Raw genomic sequence first — 1,465 nt, forward strand, 5'->3', positions numbered from 1 at the left:
GGTCCAGGCCACCCCCACCACTTGGCGCCTCATCGGCGGCGGACACGGCCTGCCCGAAACCTGCCGGCGCTGGTGCGGCGGCGAGGCGCTGCCCTCAGACCTCGCCCGCGAACTCGCCGGGTCGCAGGGACAAACACGGGCCTGGAACCTCTACGGCCCGACCGAGACCACGATCTGGTCGGCCTGCGCGGCCCTGCCTCCCGGCAGGACCGCCGAGCCGGATCTCGGGGAGGCGGTGGCCGCCACCGTCCTGCGGGTGCTCGACGCCGACGGGCATCCGGCGCCGGCCGGCCTGCGGGGCGAGCTGATGATCGGGGGCGAGGGGCTGGCGCGCGGCTATCTCGGCCGGCCCGGGCTCACCGCCGAGCGCTTCCTGCCCGACCCGTTCGGGGCGCCGGGGTCGCGGCTCTACCGCACCGGCGACCTGGCGGGCCGGGACGCGGACGGCCGGCTGCTCTACCGCGGGCGGGCGGACGACCAAGTGAAGATCCGCGGTCACCGGATCGAGCCGGGCGAGATCGAGGCCCGTCTCCTGGCTCTGCCGGGGGTGGGTCAGGCGGCGGTGACGGCGCGGCCGGGTCCGACGGGGTTGCGGCTCCTGGCCTATGCGGTGGCACGCGCCGGGGCGGTGCTCGACGGGCCGGCTTTGCGCGCGGCGCTGGGTCAGGCGCTGCCGGACTACATGGTGCCCATGCAAGTGACGGTGCTGGAGCACCTGCCGCTGACGCCGAACGGCAAGCTCGACCGCCGGGCGCTGCCGGAGCCGGAGGCGCCGGCAACATCTCGTCACATCGCGCCGCAGACCGAGACCGAGCGGGTGCTGGCGGGGATCTGGGCGGACCTGCTCGGCCGCGAGCGGATCGGGCGTGATGACGACTTCTTTGCGGTCGGGGGTGATTCCATCTCCGCCATGCAGGTGGTCGGTCGCGCCCGCCGTGCTGGCCTGCGCCTGGAACCTCGCGACCTCTTCCGCCATCGGAGCCTCGCGGCGCTCGCCGCCGCCGCCATTCCCCTGGAGGAGACGCAGAGCCCCGTGGCCCAGGCGCGACCGCTGTTGCAGGTCCTGAGCCAAGCGGATCTGGACGGGCTGGGGCTGGACTGGGCCGAGGTCGACGACCTCTACCCGCTCACCCCGATGCAGCAGGGCATCCTCTTCCACGCCCTCGACGCCGAGACCAGCTCCGAGGCGCGCGGCCTCTACCTCAACCAGGTCGCCGTCACCGCCTCGGGCCTCGACCCCGACCGCCTGGTCGAAGCCTGGGCCGCCGTCAGCGCCCGCCACCCCGTCCTGCGCTCCGCCATCCTGCGCGCCAACCTGCCCGGCACCGTCCCGGGCGGCGCCCTCCAGGTCGTTCACCGCAACCCCGCCCTGCCGGTCACGAGCGAGGACTGGCGCGACCAAACCCTCCCCGAGCCCGACCTCGACGCCCGCCTCGATGCGCTTGCCGCCGCCGAGCGCGAGCGC

The 1,465-nt window shown here is 75.1% G+C and carries 1 protein-coding gene; it reads left to right on the forward strand.

The annotated features are described in order from the left end of the window. On the forward strand, window positions 1-1,465 hold a 1,465-nt coding region (locus tag VP06_RS38680; RefSeq protein WP_048467902.1), incomplete at both ends, for an AMP-binding protein.

It is taken from the genome of Methylobacterium aquaticum, assembly GCF_001043915.1.
GTDB classification, from domain to species: domain Bacteria; phylum Pseudomonadota; class Alphaproteobacteria; order Rhizobiales; family Beijerinckiaceae; genus Methylobacterium; species Methylobacterium aquaticum.